General features: G+C 50.8%; 20 protein-coding genes, 1 tRNA gene and 1 pseudogene. 19 read left to right on the top strand and 3 right to left on the bottom strand.

Features of this window, described 5'->3' with window-relative positions; all coding sequences use genetic code 11:
• Positions 1–66: 66 nt before the first annotated feature.
• Positions 67–927, bottom strand: a complete 861-nt coding sequence (locus PG728_RS06675; protein ID WP_270626549.1) for a fructosamine kinase family protein — start codon at positions 925–927, stop codon at positions 67–69.
• An 83-nt stretch (positions 928–1010) separates the two neighbouring features.
• On the opposite strand from PG728_RS06675, the gene argS reads away from it, so the two are divergent.
• The 8 genes and pseudogenes from argS (at position 1011) to PG728_RS06715 (ending at position 10421) form a co-directional block, all read left to right on the top strand.
• Positions 1011–2681 (top strand): arginine--tRNA ligase, encoded by a 1671-nt coding sequence (gene argS, locus PG728_RS06680; protein ID WP_270626550.1) that lies wholly within the window; start codon positions 1011–1013, stop codon positions 2679–2681.
• A gap of 15 nt (positions 2682–2696) precedes the next feature.
• Positions 2697–3191 carry an arginine repressor gene (locus tag PG728_RS06685; protein ID WP_270626552.1) on the top strand — a complete coding sequence of 165 codons (495 nt, stop codon included), beginning with the start codon at positions 2697–2699 and terminating at the stop codon, positions 3189–3191.
• 1149 nt (positions 3192–4340) lie between these two features.
• A tRNA-Arg gene (locus tag PG728_RS06690) sits at positions 4341–4416 on the top strand.
• 356 nt (positions 4417–4772) lie between these two features.
• Positions 4773–8762, top strand: coding sequence for a ZmpA/ZmpB/ZmpC family metallo-endopeptidase (locus PG728_RS06695; RefSeq protein WP_270626553.1), 3990 nt, complete (start codon positions 4773–4775; stop codon positions 8760–8762).
• A gap of 570 nt (positions 8763–9332) precedes the next feature.
• A complete protein-coding gene (locus tag PG728_RS09325; RefSeq protein ID WP_333558168.1) occupies positions 9333–9707 on the top strand; it encodes a type II toxin-antitoxin system RelB/DinJ family antitoxin in 375 nt (124 codons plus the stop codon).
• Positions 9604–9866, top strand: a pseudogene (locus PG728_RS06705) (Txe/YoeB family addiction module toxin). The gene PG728_RS09325 and the pseudogene PG728_RS06705 overlap by 104 nt, the downstream one beginning before the upstream one ends.
• Positions 9867–9890: 24 nt before the next feature.
• Positions 9891–10130, top strand: a complete 240-nt coding sequence (locus PG728_RS06710) for a hypothetical protein (RefSeq protein WP_270626555.1) — start codon at positions 9891–9893, stop codon at positions 10128–10130.
• A 6-nt stretch (positions 10131–10136) separates the two neighbouring features.
• Positions 10137–10421: a hypothetical protein gene (locus tag PG728_RS06715; protein WP_270626557.1), complete on the top strand. Its 285-nt coding sequence runs from the start codon at positions 10137–10139 to the stop codon at positions 10419–10421.
• A gap of 24 nt (positions 10422–10445) precedes the next feature.
• Here PG728_RS06715 and PG728_RS06720 read toward each other — a convergent pair whose 3' ends face one another.
• Complete coding sequence (locus tag PG728_RS06720; RefSeq protein WP_270626558.1) at positions 10446–10694, bottom strand: hypothetical protein; 249 nt, start codon at positions 10692–10694, stop codon at positions 10446–10448.
• Positions 10695–10743: 49 nt separating this feature from the next.
• Positions 10744–10932: an antitoxin VbhA family protein gene (locus PG728_RS06725; protein WP_270626560.1), complete on the bottom strand. Its 189-nt coding sequence runs from the start codon at positions 10930–10932 to the stop codon at positions 10744–10746.
• A gap of 553 nt (positions 10933–11485) precedes the next feature.
• Here PG728_RS06725 and PG728_RS06730 point away from each other — a divergent pair.
• The 11 genes from PG728_RS06730 to rplO are packed head-to-tail and all read left to right on the top strand — an operon-like array spanning position 11486 to position 15951.
• Positions 11486–11611, top strand: a complete 126-nt coding sequence (locus PG728_RS06730; protein WP_270626562.1) for a hypothetical protein — start codon at positions 11486–11488, stop codon at positions 11609–11611.
• A 34-nt stretch (positions 11612–11645) separates the two neighbouring features.
• On the top strand, positions 11646–12014 hold the full coding sequence (rplN, locus tag PG728_RS06735; protein ID WP_024059755.1) for a 50S ribosomal protein L14: 369 nt from the start codon (positions 11646–11648) through the stop codon (positions 12012–12014).
• Positions 12014–12433: a 50S ribosomal protein L24 gene (gene rplX, locus PG728_RS06740; protein WP_072510307.1), complete on the top strand. Its 420-nt coding sequence runs from the start codon at positions 12014–12016 to the stop codon at positions 12431–12433. The genes rplN and rplX overlap by 1 nt, the downstream gene beginning before the upstream one ends.
• Positions 12433–12999 carry a 50S ribosomal protein L5 gene (rplE, locus tag PG728_RS06745; RefSeq protein WP_072510306.1) on the top strand — a complete coding sequence of 189 codons (567 nt, stop codon included), beginning with the start codon at positions 12433–12435 and terminating at the stop codon, positions 12997–12999. Before rplX ends, rplE begins: the two co-directional genes overlap by 1 nt.
• On the top strand, positions 12999–13184 hold the full coding sequence (locus PG728_RS06750) for a type Z 30S ribosomal protein S14 (RefSeq protein ID WP_072510305.1): 186 nt from the start codon (positions 12999–13001) through the stop codon (positions 13182–13184). The genes rplE and PG728_RS06750 overlap by 1 nt, the downstream gene beginning before the upstream one ends.
• Before the next feature lie 60 nt (positions 13185–13244).
• Complete coding sequence (gene rpsH, locus PG728_RS06755) at positions 13245–13643, top strand: 30S ribosomal protein S8 (protein WP_270626566.1); 399 nt, start codon at positions 13245–13247, stop codon at positions 13641–13643.
• Between the two features lie 15 nt (positions 13644–13658).
• Positions 13659–14195, top strand: coding sequence for a 50S ribosomal protein L6 (gene rplF / locus PG728_RS06760; RefSeq protein ID WP_072510303.1), 537 nt, complete (start codon positions 13659–13661; stop codon positions 14193–14195).
• The gene (gene rplR / locus PG728_RS06765; RefSeq protein WP_270626568.1) at positions 14196–14567 is read left to right on the top strand and encodes a 50S ribosomal protein L18; all 372 of its coding nucleotides are present in this window, start codon (positions 14196–14198) and stop codon (positions 14565–14567) included.
• Positions 14568–14582: 15 nt separating this feature from the next.
• On the top strand, positions 14583–15272 hold the full coding sequence (gene rpsE / locus PG728_RS06770; RefSeq protein ID WP_270626570.1) for a 30S ribosomal protein S5: 690 nt from the start codon (positions 14583–14585) through the stop codon (positions 15270–15272).
• Positions 15272–15454, top strand: a complete 183-nt coding sequence (gene rpmD / locus PG728_RS06775; protein ID WP_072510300.1) for a 50S ribosomal protein L30 — start codon at positions 15272–15274, stop codon at positions 15452–15454. Before rpsE ends, rpmD begins: the two co-directional genes overlap by 1 nt.
• Positions 15454–15951, top strand: a complete 498-nt coding sequence (gene rplO / locus PG728_RS06780) for a 50S ribosomal protein L15 (protein WP_270626572.1) — start codon at positions 15454–15456, stop codon at positions 15949–15951. Before rpmD ends, rplO begins: the two co-directional genes overlap by 1 nt.
• Positions 15952–16043: the final 92 nt, after the last annotated feature.

Below are 16043 nucleotides of genomic sequence, written 5' to 3' on the forward strand. Positions count from 1 at the left end.
AACCTACGCCCCATCTCCCTCCCGGAAAACCTACAAAACTGCGGAAAGCACCGCGATAACCAAGAGCTATAAGTATTGACGCGCCAAATCCACCGTATGAGATCCATAAGAGCCACCAAAAAGATTAGCATGAACCGCGAGCATATGGATTTGATGCAGATTAATCCGTTCCTGCCAGCCGGAAGCCAGGGGAGAAACCTGGTTGTAGCCCCGGTAGATTTCCTCCAGATAAGGCTGCCCAAAAACCCCAAGCGCAGCCAAATCCGACTCCGCGTGACCACCAGAAGGAGCCGGGTCAATTAGCACCCCCACCACCTCGGGAAGAGGTAAATTCCGGTTATCTCCCCGTCCCGCCAAAGACGGAAAACGCTTTAAATCCCTAGAGGGAGCCCAAATAATATTCCCAGTCCACAAGTCACCATGAATACGTGAAGCCCGCGACTTCACCAGCTCCGGTTCGGGAACGTCAAAAACCCCGTCGCGCAAACGCTGCGCCAGCTTTTCTAAAACCACAGCCCCCGCCCTATCAATAGAGCCATTAGCAAGGGCAGGTGGCAGATTCGGCATAATCCGGTGAACCGCGAAAAACTCTCCCCAGCTTCGCCCATCGTCCTCGTAAATCAAATCCAAACTGGAACGTCCCATAAAACCAGGACCTGAATAGCCTAGAGGCGGCTGACCATACCAATCCGCCCCGCCCGCATGAGTAAACGCCAAAGCAGCCCCAAATGAACGCGCCGCCTGGGGAGTAATCGCCGCCTGCGGAATCAGCTCAGTATCAAGGTATCCGCGCCCAGAATCCGCAACCCGCACCACGTGCGCCCCGCCGCGACACATCGGCTCAGCCAGCCACTTTAACCCCAGCTCCTCCAATTCCAAAGCTTCCGGGTGGCGGTTATCGACTTTATGGTAAACCTGGTCAGTCATATTCCCATTCTGCCAGCCAGCAAAGATGTGGGCTAACTCGCCAGATTTGGCAGGAAATACGCCCGGCAGTCTAGGCTTAAAGCATGACTCCAGAAGAACTAAGCGCCCTAATCCGCGAGATTCTAGGAAATCTGAGCGAAGAAATCGGCTTAACCACAGATACCATTCCTGTCACCGTAAAAGTGGAACGACCCCGCTCGCGAGGAAATGGTGATTGGTCCACCAATATCGCCATGCAATTAGCCAAAAAAGCCGGGATAGCGCCGCGCGACCTCGCCACCAAAATTACCTCCCAACTCGACCAGGTTGAAGGAATCACCAAAACCGAGGTAGCCGGTCCGGGATTCGTAAACATATGGCTAGAAGCAGGAGCGGCGGGCGCACTGGTAGGCACAATCCTGCAAGCCGGGAAAACCTATGGTCACAGTCGAGATTTGAGCGGAAAACATGTCAATGTGGAATATGTTTCCGCCAACCCCACCGGTCCCATCCATCTAGGCGGAGGACGCTGGGCGGCAGTCGGCGACACCCTCTGCCGGATTTTGGCAGCCTGCGGGGCAGAAGTTACTCGCGAATACTATTTCAACGACCACGGAGCACAGATTAGCCGTTTCACTAAATCATTAGTGGCGCGCTGGCAAGGAACAGAAGTGCCCGAAGATGGATACGGCGGACAATATGTCCTCGACATAGCTAACAGGGTTGCCGAGCAAGCCAAAAAAGAAGGCATAGAACTGGAAAACCGCACCCAGACCCAAGTGGAAGAATACTTCCGCGAGGTGGGCACCGGTCTGATGTTCCAGGAAATTAAAGACTGCCTACACAGCTTCCGAGCCGATTTTGATGTTTTCTTCCACGAGGACGAGCTGCACACTTCCGGGGCAGTAAACGCCGCAATAGAAGAGCTGCGTTCGCGCGGAGTAATCTATGAGCAAGATGGTGCTACCTGGCTAAAGTCCACAAAATATGGTGACGACAAAGACCGCGTTATTTTGAAATCTGATGGCGACCCCGCCTATTTTGCAGCCGATATTGCCTACTATCGGGATAAACAGCGCCGGGGAGCCACCGAAGAAATCTTGATTCTAGGAGCCGACCATCATGGCTATATTGACCGTATGTACGCCATGTGTGCCGCATTCGGGGGACAGCCAGGAGAAAGCCTAGAAATAATTATCGGGCAGATGGTGAATCTGAAAGAAAACGGCGTAGAAGTAAAAATGTCCAAACGTGCCGGCACAGTAATCACCCTAGATGACCTGGTAGACGCGGTAGGAGTGGACGCGGCTCGCTATTCGCTGGTGCGAGTATCAATGGATTCCACCGTAGATATAGATTTAGATTTACTGCGTTCACATTCAAATGAGAACCCGGTCTACTATGTGCAATACGCCCACGCTCGCACCTGTTCAGTAGGACGCAACGCAGACGAAGCCGGAGTGCTAGCTGACGGCAAATATGATGCCTCAACTCTTTCCAGTCCTGCCGATAACGAACTATTAGGAATCTTGGCGCAATACCCGGCAGAACTTAAACTGGCGGCTAACGAACGCGAACCTCACCGGATTCCCAGATACCTAGAAAAACTGGCAGCCGGCTATCACACTTGGTACAACCAGTGCCGAGTAATACCCCGCTCCGACGAAGAGATAACCGCTGTTCACGTGGCGCGCAGACATCTAAACGAAGCGGTGCGGCAAGTGTTGGCAAATGGTTTAGAGCTTTGCGGCGTGGTAGCTCCCGAGCGTATGTAGCGGAAAGATAAAGGCATGGGGACAGTACCAACTACTAAAACTGCACGTGAGGAAGCTATCCGCGAAATTCTCAGTCAGCATGAGATTTCCAGTCAGTCACAGCTGCTAACTCACCTAGCGGAACGGGGAATCCCTACCACCCAAGCCACTTTATCGCGAGATCTCTTAGCTTTACGCGCCACCAAAGTTCGAGCCTCCAGCGGCAAAACAATTTATATGTTGCCCGACCCCTACCCGGTGCGGGTACGGCGAGGACAAGAAGACTCCGGGAATGAAAAGTTGGCAAAATGGTGCCAAGACCTGCTGGTATCGTCCGCAGTGGTGCATAACCAGGTGGTGCTGCGCACCCCGGCGGCGGGAGCGCAACTGCTCGCGGGTGCTATCGATATGGCGTGGTTTGATGCCGTGCTCGGCTGTATTGCCGGTGACGATACTATCTTGGTTATCTGCAAAACCGATGAGGACGCCCAGTCCTTAAATGAGCTGTTCATGCAGTTCGTTACCGATTAGTTTGCGTGGAGTTGCCGAAAATTACCGCGCTGGGGCAGATTTTGCCTCGCGCCCCGAAATCCGGAAAATGCTCTGGCATTTTCACGGATTTAGTGCCTTAAGAATTACAGATTTTTAGATTTATTACCGGGTATCCGATTCTATGGAATCTTGGTGGCTAGGATGTCTACCCCTCGGCATAAATCTGCCTCTACGCGCTACGTTACCGCTGCGGGTCTGGCTCGGTAAAAGCACTCTGGGGACCCCGTGACCGGCTTTGCCGGTTGGAGGGATTGCTGGAATCAGTTGGATTGGGGACGTATCCGGTTTGTAGGTAATGATTTATTGTTCGTCCCTCTCGTATCTTTTACCGGCCGCGACCCTGGTGTTCCGAGATTCTGCTCGTGCGGGGGAAAGTTTGTCCTCCTGCCCAAGTAATTCGGAAAACGTGGCGACGTTTTCCGAATTCTTATGCCCACCGCACCCACTCGGACCAACCTTTCCCCCTGCCCTTCATTACTCCTACATCTTTTACTGGTCGCGTTCCTTGTGTTTTGAAATCATGTCTTTCGGCATAAACCGCCCTCCGCACCTGTCTGGACAAAACTCTCCTCCGGTCTTTCCGGCTATCCGCGTCCTTTGATTTTCAAATTTCGCCCATTCGCAAATTGTTTTGCGCCCTGCCGCGCCCTGTTTGGGTGACGTTTTCGCCCTCCCGGTGCGGTTGCGCCCTCCCGAGATGAGAATTTCGGTCGATATTGGGGCGGTTTGTCGGTATTGGGAGGGTGCTTTTGTCTGTGGAGCGTGATAATGCTCCTCAGCTGGGTGTGCTTGCCTGGTTACGTGTCTGGAAGTTGTGGGTGCGGGGGAAAGTTTGTCCTCCTGCCCAAGAATTTGGAAAACGTGGCGGCGTTTTCCAAATTCTTATGCCCACCGCACCTACTCGAATCAAACTTTCCCCCTGCTTTTCCTGTCATTACTCCCACATATTTAGCGCCCGCACCCCTTGTATTTTGAAATCTTGTCCTTCGGCATATAACTATTCCCCGCATCCATATGTTTTGTGCTCTACAAATCGAGCGTGTGAATCACATTAAATAAGCTGTCGCTAATTTGGAGGGCTTATTGGCTCTGTCTTAAACTAGGGTAGTTGCTAAGGCAACGGCAAATGCGCTCGTGGCTCAACGGATAGAGCATCTGACTACGGATCAGAAGGTTGCAGGTTCGAATCCTGTCGAGCGCGCCAAACCCCGTCCTCGTTGCAATCCAGCGGTGATGGGGTTTTCCCAATTCTCCGTTTGAAGCATAGTAGGTTAGTTCCGGGCTGTGTTGATACGGTTAGCGTCGTTGTTAAAGGCTTGTCACCGGATTTGGCCTATTCCTTATAGGGGTGTTTGTCTGACGCTCGCTGTTCGCCGGTCTCTAGCTCGCCCTTAACTGGTTTAAGTCGCTCAGATCAATGGCAGTGAGCTGTTCTTAACATTTTCGGGTTAAAACCCGGAAATTTGTTGCATCACCCAAGGTCGCTAGGGGATACTTGCGTAAGTAAATACAAAAGTCTTTATTGGTTGAAAATATCGCGTCGAACAGCATTGGGGAATCATGAGGGATTATTATGTTCCATTCCGTGGAAAACTCGCGCAGAGCCTATCTAAACTATTGGCTTTAGCCTTAGCAACCGTCTTAACGCTCACCATTACGGGTTCGGTGGCTGTCTCCCGTGCTTATGCCGCAGACGCTTTAGGAGCGCAACAGGTTCAGCAAGTGGTAGATCAGGTTCTCGCTGACCTCCAGAAAGTTGGTTTTCGCGATAAAGCCATCAGGGACAAACTTGCAAAGACCCGTTTTACATTGGCTGAAAAGCTTGGTAAAAAGACAGAGATTTGGAAGGACAATAAAGATAAGTACCCTACCCTTAACGATGTCCCGGATGAGGTAGTACTCCAGGCGCTCCAAGAAGAGTACTTACTCGCTTCCGATATGGAGGGCGCATTCAACCAAATCAAAAAGGATTTACCAACAATCCTCCCGCTAATGATAAAAGCAGATTCCCAGGTAGCTGCTGCGGGGAAGAATAAAGACGTCACCTACTATGTAAACGCGATTAAAAACGATACTGCTGGTTTCCTGATTGGCGCTGCCTATCTGCAACGTAACTATGGTTTCAACATAAAAGAGGGCGCTACGGTTGCTCGCCAGCTGATGACGCAAAATAATGCTTTCGGGAAAGAATACGCTCCCCTGGATATAGTCAAAGCTATTGGGCAGCAGAGCGCCGACCAGCGCAAAATGTTGTCTACTCCTAAACTGTTTAAAGATGTTTTAGGTGGGAAGATAGCTGACCAAACCGATTTAGAGACTTTCCTAAATGACCAGGTAGCCAAGACCGGTAAAAACCCTGCTGATTGGTTTTGGAAAACCTCTAAAGCAGTAATTTATGAAAAGAAGTCGAAAGAAAACCCAACTGCTCCCTATCGGGTATTCGACAAGCTCAAGGAGGAACCCAACGGTCAGGCAGAGCTACTTGCCCTATTGAACGTGTCAGAAAACTCTCTGTATGTGGCTTCGACAGTGGAGTCCATCATGTACGGTCTGACCGACACCTATGTAAATCGAGCACTCAAAGATGCTAATCCAGATGCCTATAGGAAAGAACTAGAGGCTTTTGACAACAAGGTTGAATACGCCGCTGAACGTCAAGCCGACTATTTGGATTTTTGGTATCGCCTAGCAAAAGAGGATAAACAACGCGCACAACTTGTGGGTAACCGCCGCGTATGGGACAACCAGCAGATTAAGAATCCGAATGAGACTTCTGCTGCAAAACGGTGGTCGCCTAAACAGGGTGCTGGGGTTGCCAGCGGAGTTAAAGAGTTTATGACCCCGTTAGGCTACTATTTTACTTTCACGCAGGCAGATGGAGTGGCCGACATTAATAGCGGGCAGATTCACTACTGGTTAGCCAATGGTCTAGATGATCGCGGGCTGACCACCTATGCTCACGAACACACGCACCAAATGGCGAATCAAGTTCATTTTGCCGGATATGGTCAGCGCTCCGGGGCGAGTGCCGAACTGATTACTCGGGGTGTGTTCGAGCCTTGGCATCAGAACGATCCCACTGATAAAGGGGCAAACTTCGACCTCAACCAGATTTTTGATCGCAGCGATCAAAACCCTTACGGCAATAAAACCCCTGATCGTTTCCAGACAGCCGATGATTTGAAAACCTATTACGGCAACCAGATGGATTTAATCTATACCCTGGATTATTTAGAAGCTGAGGTAGCTTTATCCAAAGACGATGCCACCAAAGCAAAGCTATTCAATAAAGCCACCTTGTCCGGCAAAGATGAAAAGAAAGATGAAAAGTTTGAAAATATCAGTGTCGATGAGGCTAAGAATCTTAAAACAATCAATGACCTGGTAGATATGAATGCGGTTGCCTATCGACTCATGGTTGATGGGCAGAAAGTAACCGGTACCGCTAAATATAACGGCTACTATGCGATTCCCCTGTTTACCCCGATTTATGGAGCACCCCATAATCCTAACGGTATGAGCGGAGATATCCACACTAAGCGCCTAAGCTGGGAAATGCTTTCGGCATACGGCTACTACGAGGGTATGGTTCCCTACCTGTCTAATCAGCTAAAACCAGACAACGTTGCGCAAAATACTCAGTTTAGCGACGACGTGATTATTTCAAAGGTGAGTGGCGGTAAATACCGCACTATGGCGGATTTCAAAAAAGCTCAATATGCCGAGCGGATCGCTAAGAAAGATAACCTAAAACCAATCACTATTGATTGGGAGGGAAAGACCCAGCAGATCACCACCTACGCTCAACTTAAAGAGCTGATGGATGCTGCTGTGGAGGACGACCTTAAAAATAATCGTCTGCAGCCATCTGGCTGGTACAACAAACTGCCCACGCAAACAAAGGTGGAACGGTTAAAGAGCGCAATTTTCTTAGCGTATAAAACTAACACCAATCAGTTTGCTACCAACATCTATAAAGACGCACCCAAGACCTACACGGTCAGTTACCGCTTTAACGATTTCGACGCCCTCCCCGAGGACGTGAAAAAGCTGCTACCAACCCCGCAATCCGATATTGCTGCTGGTAGCACAGTGACCCTGTCCCAACCCGGGAAGAAGCAGGTGGTGACCGATAAGGGGATTTATGACTTCAAGGGCTGGGAACCTAAGACAATCACGAATATAGCTAAAGACGAAACCGTCACGGGTACCTGGACTTTTACTGCCTATGTGATCCCGAAAGCCCCCAGCAGTCGCGATGACGACTTTGCCCAAGGCGGGAATGAATATATCGGCAGCTACACCTTACCTGAGGTAGAGGGCGTTGAATACCTGGTTGACGGGAAAGTAGTGACCGGAACAGTAAATGTCAGTCCCAATCAGGCTGATGTAAATGCTCCGGTGACGGTTATCGTAACCGCCAGGGCAAAGGATGGTTATAGCCTTAAACCCTCCGCTACGTCCTCGTGGGAATTTAAGTTTACCCGCGTGAGTGACAAAGACCGGTACCACCCGTTCGCTGACCCGATTTCCCTAACCGTGGGAGATGCTCTTCCGCAGCTTAAAGACGTGGTTAAATTCCCGGATACTCCCGGTCAGATGCCTACCGATTTAGATAAAGTGAAGTTCGCTTGGAAAGCGCCGACACCTAGCACGGACAAAGTCGGTAATATCAGGGGAACCATCACTGTTACTTATGCAGATGGCAGCAGTGAAGAAATCACCGTGGATATTAGCGTTAATGCTAAACCCTTGACCAAGGTAAAGATTCCGCAGACCCCTGAGGTGAACGATCCTTGCAATAAATGGATGGCTAATGGGAAAACAGAGCCGAATGCAACTTGGATTAAACCAAACGATACCCAGCAGGTCACTTGGGAAATCAACCAAGCAAAAGAGCTGATAGCTAAGACTAAAGACGGCTATGTTTTCGAAAATAACACTAGCGCCCACAACTTTGGGGTAGCGAAGGACTCGGGCGACTTCTGCTGGGAAGATTTGGGTCCAGCTGAGACTGTTCCCGATAAAGATGTCTATACTCCACAAGCCGATCCAATCACGGTTAAAAAAGGTGAGAAACTGCCGGAACTAAGTAAGGTAATTACGTTTAAAGGGCAGGCTCCAACCGATTTAACTAAAGTCAAGTTTGCGTGGAAAGGGAATGCGCCCAGTACCGAGGAAGCAGGAGAGCTTTCGGCAGTGGTCACCGTTACTTATGAAGATGGCAGCAGTGAAGAAATTACGGTGAAAGTGATAGTAAAGGCTGACGAGCAACCAGGTACCGATCCGACTGAACCTGGTACGAAACCAGGTGGAGATATGCCTGGAACCACCCCTAACCCTGGTACCGGTAAACCGGAAACTAAACCTGCGGGTGAGGGTGCTTCCTCGCCTAAACCGGGTCAGAGCGCTCCGGCAACGGCAGGGAAGAAACCGGCATTATCTAATACCGGTTCTGTGGGTCTGGCCGCGTTAGCGCTTCTCGCTTCCCTCAGCACCGCTGGCGCGTTCCTGCTTAGCCGTAGACGCAAATCTGTGCACAGGCGGTAAGCAGCCGCGCTGCGCTTCGGGATTGGGGAGTTTATTCCTTAGGTGAAAGGTGAATTCCCCCGTCCAGGTTGATATTCCGCGGTGATGGGTTTTCCAATTCCCCGAATGAGGATGTCGTGACGCCTTTGCCGGTTGCCTCGCCATCTCTCATAAGCGGAGTCGCAACTAGAGAGCTACTGTTCTTCTCTTCCTCAGGTTATAAAGCGTGTGCCTCCTAGATTTCTAGGAGGCACACGGAGTATGTATATGCAACCCAACGGTGCATTTTTACCGGGAAAGTGACTGTAAATCACAGCCGGACAGATGGGTGCTGGCCGGTTAGACCAAGGCCACCTGCTATCCAATTTTCGGGCATGTACGTTCTAAAAGTCAACACACCGGCGTACCTTACGTATAGGTAGCGCGTCAAACCTCGTCCTCGTCGCAATCCAGCGGTGACGGGGTTTTTCAATTCCTAAAGCACGCCCCAAGCCTGGTTTGATAAATAAAAACACCATAAACAATAAATTAAATCTCCTGTATTTTTATTTATTTATTCATAAAATATTTTAGAGAAAGGGGTGGATACAGATGGCAACCAACACCGTTAACGTCAATTTCAAACTAAAGGCAGACGATAAACGTTTGATGGAAAGTGCCTGCCGGGAACTTGGGCTTTCAATGAGTGCAGCGTTCACGATTTTTGCAAAAAAAGTTGGTCGTGAGCGTCGGATACCGTTCGAGGTTTCGGCTGACCCCTTTTACTCAGAGGAGAATCTTTCCCGCCTCAAGAAAGCGATTGACGAGGTCGAAGCAGGTAGAAAGCAGCTCGTTCCGCACGATCTGATCGAAGAATGTAATCATGCAAATCGTGTGGAGCGAGGAGGGGTGGGAGGATTACCTCACTTGGCAGACTCGCGACAAAAAGACGTTACGTCGAATAAATCGACTTATCACGGATATTAAGCGTAACGGGTACGACTGCATCGGAAAGCCTGAACCGCTCAAGGGTGATTTATGGGTTTCTGGAGTGTCCGCATCGATGAGAAAAATCGAATCGTATTTAGAATCAAGAACTCTCAACTCGAAATTTGGCAGTGCGGCTCCCATTACCGCGATAAATAAGATTCTTGGAGTAAGGAAATCAGCATGCAACAAGACAGAGAATCTGAGTTCATTCCCACAGAGACTTCACCGGCCTCGATTGACGAACTGATGAACGAGTTTGAACTCTCTGACGCTGAAATTGAACAGCGCGCTCAGGAATATGAAACAGAGAATTGGAGCCTGGGTCATGAGCGTATATATGCTGGCTCCCAAGGTAGGTGGCGAATATTTCATGCTATGACCCCTCCTACCAAAGCCTTTCTTAAAGAACTAGGGATGTAAGGAACAATGATGAGCGCTTTTGCTGCCATAGACGGACAAATAATAACCGATGAGAAGCTAAATGATTGGGAGCGGGGTTACGCACAAGGAACATTTCCGGAAGGCGAAAGAAATCTGAGTCAGGTCATCCACGGCTCTCCCCGCTCTTTAAGCAGCGAGGGGAGTGAAACTCTATCGGTAAAAATTCCGGTAGCCATGAAAAGAGCGTTGATTGCGACAGCAAGAGAGCAGCAACTCACTACCAGTGAACTGGTTCGCATTACGCTTGCCAAATCACTTGCCCGAGCATAATGCTCATCCCTGCCGCGAATAATGTTACTTGTTAAAAATCTCGGATAAACCAATTTTTACGGCTTCATCGGCGCTGAGGGATTGTTCGGCTACCTGACGCACTAGGTCGCGGGTTCTAGGGTCAGTCACCGGCATATCGGCAAGATTCATCGCAGCGTCAGCGAATGCTATCGCAGCTTCTACCGGGGTAGGGTAGTTCGCGACCTCAGCGTACGGGGTCAGCTGATCTTCCTGACCGTGTTCCGGATGGGGTTCTTGGTCTTGTGGAGGCATATTTTCTGGTACCTAAATCTCTGACCAGGGCGTTGGTGGTTTGCATCTATCACTTGGTTGGGCTCACTGACTCTCTTTTCATAATCCGATTCTTAGTACGTTCAACCAATTCGTCAGCGTTTATAGTTTCCTTAATATATTCGTTGGCATCATCGATGAAATCAGAGGATACTGCCTGGCCTTCGAGCTCGGCAGAATGGATGGCTCTGGTAACGTTTCTGCGTCTGGTTAGCTGCATGACTTATCCCCATTTCCCGATGGATACTGCCGAACTAATTATAGTGTCTACCAGGGGTTACTGTTAGTTTTATGCGTATTTACTCTTGGTATGAGGACGGAAAAGGCTAATCCCCGCGCAACACCCTAACGGACTTAGCTGAAGTGGGATAGGGGGCGAGACGATTAGCATGGCTTTGCCGACGATTTGGTCTTCGGAGACGGTGCCGATGGCTTTAGTGCGGGAATCTGGCGATTGCCGATAGCGCCGGCAACCAGCAGTTTGCGTCTTTCAAAAATCTGCCAGACGGTTCCAAAGTGGTGTTTACTTATATTTCCGGACGCGAATATCGCTACCAGCTAGCGACCGTGGAAACAGTGCCTAGCAAAAAGTAATCCGCTATTTCCCGGCATCGGGAAAGATGGGACGCAGCAATCTTTACCCCCAACTTTTCTCGCCGCGGGCTCTTTTATAAACGCGGCAACGAGCCGGAAGTCTGTGGGTGAGGAAACTTACAGCATAAATAGGGGAGCTAACTTTCATTTACCTGCGATTCTAAACTAAACTAAGAGAGTTGCATTCCGCCCTGGAATGCCGCGGCAGAGACCTGTGCGCTGCAAAAGCAGAGCATTTTGAGTCTGCCACTTTCGCGGTTACCTGGGGAGCCGGCATAGCCGGGCAACAGGAAGAAACAACCTAAGGGGTGTGTTGCATCCCGATTTTAGGAGAACACGATGATTCAACAAGAGTCGCGACTAAAGGTCGCTGACAACACGGGTGCAAAGGAACTACTTTGTATTCGCGTGTTGGGCGGCTCCGGGCGGCGTTTTGCAGGTATCGGTGACACCATTGTTGCCACTGTTAAAGACGCTATCCCCGGCGGCAATGTCAAGAAAGGCGAAGTTGTTAAAGCGGTAATCGTGCGCACTCGTAAAGAGCGTCGCCGCCAGGATGGTTCCTACATCCGCTTTGATGAAAACGCCGCAGTTATTATCCAGCCCAGTGGTGAACCGCGCGGAACCCGTATTTTCGGGCCGATCGGGCGTGAACTTCGCGACAAGAAGTTCATGCGCATTATCTCGCTGGCTCCGGAGGTGCTGTAATGGGAGCGAAAATTAAGAAGGGCGATCTGGTAGAGGTTATTGCTGGCCGTACCAGTGACGAGAAAAAACTAGCTAAGCGCAACGAGCGCCGCGCTGAAAAAGGTTTGCCCGCCCTTAAACCAGGGGATAAAGGCAAGCAGGGGCGGGTACTAGAGGTATACCGTTCCAGTGACCGCGTACTGGTCGAGGGGGTTAATATCCGCACTCACCACACTCGCGCGGGTCAGAACCAGCAGGGACAGGCAACCGGCGGTATCGAATACCGGGAAGCTCCGATTCACATCTCTAATGTGGCGCTAGTTGATCCCAAGACCAAGAAGCCTACCCGGGTTGGCTTCCGTGAGGAACAGGCAGAACGCGGAGGACGTCTGCGTACCGTTCGGGTACGTTACGCGAAGCGTTCTGGGGAGGACATCTAATGGCTGAAGAAAAGACTCTAGTTCCGCGCCTAAAAGTGCGTTACCAGGAAGAAATCCGTAATTCTTTGAAAGACAAGTTTGAATACGAAAACGTAAACCAGATTCCAGGTCTGGCAAAAGTTGTCGTAAACATGGGTGTAGGCGATGCCTCTCATGACTCCAAACTAATGGAGGGCGCGATTCGTGACCTGACCGCGATTACCGGACAGAAACCGGTTGTCACTAAGGCACGCAAATCTATCGCCCAGTTCAAACTGCGTGCCGGTCAGCCAATCGGCGCTCACGTTACCATTCGTGGCGATCGGATGTGGGAGTTCGTAGACCGTTTGGTTTCTACCGCGCTGCCGCGTATCCGTGACTTTAGGGGACTAAGCCCCAAACAGTTTGATGGTCACGGTAACTACACTTTCGGCTTGACCGAACAGGCCATGTTCCACGAGATTGATCAGGACTCGATTGATCGCGTACGTGGTATGGATATCACTGTGGTTACCACTGCTAACAGTGATGAAGAAGGTCGAGCACTGCTAAAGTTACTAGGCTTCCCGTTTAAGGAGGAACGTTAATGGCGAAAACGGCGCTGAAGAATAAAGCGAATCGTAAGCCGAAGTTCAAAGTACGCGGATACACACGGTGCAACCGCTGCGGACGCCCCCATTCGGTGTATCGCAAGTTTGGACTTTGCCGTGTTTGCCTGCGTGAGCTCGCTCTGCGGGGCGAACTGCCGGGCGTAACTAAGAGCAGTTGGTAAAAACTACTACGTTGCAGGTCTGAAACAGAAACCGCAGCGAGGAAGGGTTAGAACCCCAAAATGACAATGACAGATCCCATCGCAGATATGCTTACACGTCTGCGTAACGCCAATGCGGCGCATTTGGACACTGTGTCTATGCCTTCATCAAAAATGAAGGCGGGAATCGCAAAGATTCTAGAAAATGAGGGCTATATAGCCAAGAGTGAAGTCACCGATGCCCGTGTGGGCAAGACTCTCACTTTGACCCTGAAATACGGAAGCAAGCGCGAACGGGCAATCACCGGTTGCAAGCGGGTTTCCAAGCCGGGTCTGCGTAAATACGCAAAATCCACTCAGTTGCCGAAGGTCATGGGAGGCCTTGGGGTGGCAATTTTGTCCACCTCCTCTGGCCTTATGACTGACCGTCAGGCACAAGACAAAGGCGTAGGCGGGGAAGTTCTCGCCTACATCTGGTAAGGGAGGGAATTAGGAATGTCACGTATTGGCAAGACTCCGATTTCCCTACCGGCAGGTGTGGAAGTAAAAATCGATGGCTTGAATGTTTCGGTTAAAGGCCCTAAAGGTCAGCTGGAACGTACTTTTACCGGTGCGCTCACCATTCGTGAAGAGGACGGTAAAATTCTGGTTGATCGGGTAGAAGAAACTCGTCAGGCTCGCTCTTTGCACGGTCTTACCCGCTCTTTGATTTCCAATATGATTGAGGGTGTAACTAACGGTTTCACCAAAGAAATGGAAATCGTGGGGACCGGTTACCGCGTATTGACTCGCGGTAGCGATATTGAGCTGCAGCTAGGCTTCTCGCACCCGGTACCATTTAAAGCTCCCGAAGGAATCGAATTTAAGGTTAATAGCGCGCTATCTTTCACTATCTCTGGCATTAGCAAAGAGCTAGTGGGCGAGACCGCCGCGAAGATCCGTAAGATTCGTCCTCCGGAACCCTATAAGGGCAAAGGTATTCGTTACAAGGGCGAATTCGTTCGTCGCAAGGCCGGAAAGGCGGGTAAGTAAATGTCGTATACCCCTAAAGGTAAAGGCAAATTCGTCGCTCGCAAGCGCCGCCATATTCGGGTTCGTAAACGCGTATATGGTACGGCGCAGCGCCCTCGTCTGGTGGTTACTCGGTCTAACCGCCACATGGTTGCCCAGGTTGTCAATGACGACTTGGGGCACACCTTGGTTTCAGCTTCCACCTTGGAAGCGGAGCAGCGAGGCGAGAAGATGAAGAAAGTAGATGCGGCTCGCCTGGTGGGTGAACGTATCGCCAAGCGTGCCCTAGAGGCAGGCATCACGGCTGTCGTGTTTGATCGCGGCGGCAACAAATATCATGGTCGCGTCGCCGCGGTGGCTGAAGGTGCCCGCGATGGCGGTCTGAAGCTGTAGAGGAGAGGGAAAATAATGGCTGAAGAAAATAAAAACGCCGATTCCCGGGAATCCCGTGGCAAAGGCCGCGAAGACCGGGGGCGTAAGGGCCGCCGCGACAATCGTCGTGAGCAGGAAAAGAATCAGTATTTAGAGCGCGTAGTTACCATTAACCGTGTTTCTAAAGTAGTTAAGGGCGGACGTCGTTTCGCTTTCACCGCTCTGGTAGTAGTCGGTGATGGTGAAGGCATGGTCGGTGTCGGATACGGTAAGGCTAAAGAGGTTCCCCAAGCTATTTCCAAGGGCGTGGAGGACGCGAAGAAGAACTTCTTCCAAGTACCGATGATTGGGCGCACTATCACTCACGTGGTACAGGGTGAGAAAGCTGCTGGCGTGGTTTTGCTTCGTCCTGCTTCTCCCGGTACCGGGGTAATCGCCGGTGGTCCGGTACGTGCAATCATGGAATGCGCGGGCGTTCATGACGTGCTAACCAAGTCTTTGGGTAGCGCTAATGCTTTGAACATCGTGCAGGCTACGGTGGCTGCTCTGAAGATGCTGCAGCGTCCGGAAGAGGTTGCGGCTCGCCGTGGACTTCCGGTTGAACGGGTTGTTCCCGAGGCAATGTTGCGGGCTCAAGCTGAGGCTCGCGCCGAGAAAGCTGAAAAGGCTAAAAAGGACGAGGCGGAGAAAGCCGCTGACGGGGTAGCTGAAGAGGTGAATGCCTGATGAGTAAGCTGAAAATCACCCAGGTTAAAGGTTTGGTGAATACCAACCAGAATCAGCGGCGCGTTATGCAATCGCTGGGTCTGCGCAAGATTCGTCACAGTGTGGAGCATCAAGATAATCCGGCTATTCGTGGTCAGATTCGTAAAGTTGCCCACTTGGTGCAGGTAGAGGAGATTGGTTAATGGCTGAAGATACTAAGGTAACCGAGGCAGAGGAGACCACTAAAGAGGGCGTGATTCGGCTTCACGATTTGCGTCCAGCTCCCGGAGCTAATAAGCGTCGTAAGCGCGTGGGTCGCGGTGAAGGTTCACAGGGTAAGACTGCTGGGCGTGGTACTAAAGGTACGGGAGCTCGCAAGAACGTTCATCCTCGCTTCGAGGGTGGTCAGATGCCTTTGCATATGCGCCTACCGAAGCTGCGCGGATTCAAGAACCCCTTCGCTACTGTCTATCAGGTAGTGAACCTGGATCGCCTCCAAGACCTTTTCCCTGAAGGGGGAGCGGTTACGGTTGATGATTTAGTTTCCAAGGGAGCGGTTCGCAAGAACTCTTTGGTTAAGGTTCTGGGCACTGGGGAAATCTCGGTGAAACTGGAGCTAATCGTAGATGCTTGGTCTGCTTCAGCTAAAGAGAAGATTGAAGCTGCCGGCGGTTCGCTGAGCAAGCGCGAGCAAGATTAATTGTTCTAGTCTGCTCTTTGAGCTGTAGCTTTAAGGGTTTAGCTAGATTTAAATCTATATAGATTAATAGTTTCGGGGGGGGGGGGGGGGGG

Origin of the sequence: Varibaculum timonense (assembly GCF_027694345.1) — a bacterium.
Classification (GTDB): Bacteria; Actinomycetota; Actinomycetes; order Actinomycetales; family Actinomycetaceae; genus Varibaculum; species Varibaculum timonense_A.